The 2412-nt window shown below is 32.3% G+C and carries 3 protein-coding genes; 2 read left to right on the top strand and 1 reads right to left on the bottom strand.

Annotated features, from left to right (window positions below; all coding sequences use genetic code 11):
- Positions 1-131 precede the first annotated feature (131 nt).
- Entirely contained in the window at positions 132-308 is a 177-nt protein-coding gene (gene spoIISB / locus AC1DIT_RS28115; RefSeq protein WP_016114882.1) for a stage II sporulation protein SB, read from the top strand.
- Positions 309-322: 14 nt separating this feature from the next.
- On the opposite strand, the gene AC1DIT_RS28110 is transcribed toward spoIISB, so the two are convergent.
- Positions 323-613 carry a GNAT family N-acetyltransferase gene (locus tag AC1DIT_RS28110; RefSeq protein WP_476998601.1) on the bottom strand — a complete coding sequence of 97 codons (291 nt, stop codon included), beginning with the start codon at positions 611-613 and terminating at the stop codon, positions 323-325.
- 304 nt (positions 614-917) lie between these two features.
- Between AC1DIT_RS28110 and pepD the strand changes: the two genes are divergently transcribed.
- A complete protein-coding gene (gene pepD / locus AC1DIT_RS28105) occupies positions 918-2204 on the top strand; it encodes a beta-Ala-His dipeptidase (RefSeq protein WP_476998600.1) in 1287 nt (428 codons plus the stop codon).
- Positions 2205-2412 lie beyond the last annotated feature (208 nt).

The raw sequence follows: 2412 nt of genomic DNA, 5'->3' as shown, positions 1-2412 counted from the left end.
ATACAATGCAGCAAGTAGAAGAGTTAGAAGAAGAATTAAAAAGAAAAGGATAGAAGTGCAACCTGTCCATATTTCATATATAATAAAGATAGACAAAGATTGTATCTTTTTTACAAAAGGGGGAGGAGAAAATGCAAGAAATGAAACAACAAAAACTTGCTTTTTTTAAGAAAGAAAAAGAAGCATCAAATACAGATTTCTCTCTTGTAAAAGGTGCATTAACGGAAAATATTAATAGACTAGAAAAGCTTATGAATGGTGATGCATCAAAATATATGCAAGGGAAAAAATTGAAAGAAAATGCATAGAAGCATTTTCTTTTTTATTTCTTCTTCATTCCCACCCCAAACTCCTCAAAATTTAATTTCTCATAGAATGGGATATTTTCCTTTGTACAAAGTAATCGTAGGTGTAGGTTCTGTTTTTGACATTTCACTATTAATTTTTKAACGATTTCCTTTCCAATCCCTCGATTTTGAAATGATGGATGAACGACCAATCCACATAGATAAGCGTTAATTACCCCATCTGAAATGATACGCCCTGTTGCAATTAATTGACCGTTGTCATAAGCGCTTATAATAAAAGTACTTTGAGTGAGGGTATTATGCATTTGCTCTTTTAAAAGCTTTAAATAATCATTCCAACCGACGGAATCGTATAAATCGAAAATATGTTCAGGACAAGGAAGGTTTCTGTAAAATACATATGCATTCTCCTTAATTTTTTAAATGTAGTATAAAAGCATACTAATATTCTGTGAAATGGATATGGGATAGTTTTTGATAAATAGAAGTGATAGATCTACATCTTTAATAAAAAGTAAAATGATGAAGCATGGTATAATGGTAAAGAAAAGAATAATTTGAAATTCAAAGATTTATCTAATCAGTTTTATTTAAGAGAGGAGCTTCAAAATGTATTCTAATTTAGAACAATTAACAAAGCACCCTGTATTTTATCATTTTGCAGAAATTTCAAAGATTCCAAGAGGATCTGGAAATGAAAAAGAAATTAGTGATTATTTAGTTGAATTTGCAAAAGATCGTAATTTAGATGTTGTACAAGATGAAGCATTAAATGTAGTCATTAAAAAGACAGCAACGGATGGTTATGAAAATGTTCCTGCAATTATTATTCAGGGCCATATGGACATGGTTTGCGAGAAGAACCAAGCAACCGCAATGGGTGGAGCCTTTGCGGTTGATGCGAAGCACTTTGATGGGAAAATATTTATTAATATCGACTCTGAAGAAGATCATAAATTACTAGTGAGCAGTGCAGGCGGAGCAAAGGCAGTTGAAACGATTCCTGTTGTTTGGGAAGAAGTACCTGCTGAACTAGAAGCATACCGTTTATATGTTGGAGGCTTAAAAGGTGGCCACTCTGGTATGGAGATTGATAAACAAAGAGGAAATGCCAATAAAGTTTTAGGACGCGTTCTCCATGATTTATCGAATGAAATTTCATTTAACATGAGTGGAATTCATGGTGGGTTAAAAACAAATGCAATTCCGCGTGAAAGCGTAGCAACAATTTTATTATCTGTAAACGACGTGCAAAAGGTAGAAGAGAAAGTAGCAGAATGGACACGTATTTTCCAAGACGAGCTACGTGCTGTAGATCCTGATGTACATGTTTCTCTTACAAAATTAGAAGAAAAAGTAGAAAAAGTATTTGCAACAGAAACACAGAAACAACTTATTTCTTCTTTATTCTTGATTCCAAACGGCATTCAAAGCATGAGCATGGATATTAAAGGACTTGTAGAAAGCTCAACAAATTTAGGTGTTATTGAAACATTACATAATGAAATTAAATTGCGAAACGAAGTGAGAAGTTCTGTAAGTAGTTTAAAACAGCATATTACGAATGAAATTAAGCATATTGCAGAATTAGTTGGAGCACAATTTGAAAAGGAATCTGAGTATCCAGAATGGCCGTACAACCCGAATTCACCAATTCGTGATTTGTTTGAAAAAGTGCATAAAGAAAAATATAACAAAGATGCTGAAATCTTTGCAGTACACGCTGGTATCGAATGTAGTGTATTTGTTCAAAAAATGCCTGAATTGGATGCCATCTCATTCGGACCAGATATTTTCAATGTTCATACGCCAGATGAACATATTAGTATTTCATCAGTTATAAATAACTGGGGATACTTCATTGAAGTAATGAGAGAAACGAAATCACTAGCATAAATATAAATGAATTAAACTGCCTAATGTCCCCCTTAGGCAGTTTTTTACGGCATTGATATAGATAAAATAAAGAAATTCTTATATAGATATAATGAAGTTGCTATCTGTAATGTTAGTTAAGGAGCAAGGAACACTGCAAAAAAAATATAATTTCACATACTGTATTAAAAGGGAAAATAAAACATTATAAAAATAAAATACTATCTAT

It is taken from the genome of Bacillus sp. 05T22, assembly GCF_056396765.1.
Note: the sequence above shows the minus strand (reverse complement) of the source record. Positions and strands in the feature narration are given on the sequence as shown.

What these genes read in the sequence shown, in the direction of transcription:
- spoIISB (WP_016114882.1), top strand. Translation starts at nt 132, where the DNA reads ATGCAAGAAATGAAACAACAAAAACTTGCTTTTTTTAAGAAAGAAAAA.
- pepD (WP_476998600.1), top strand. Translation starts at nt 918, where the DNA reads ATGTATTCTAATTTAGAACAATTAACAAAGCACCCTGTATTTTATCAT.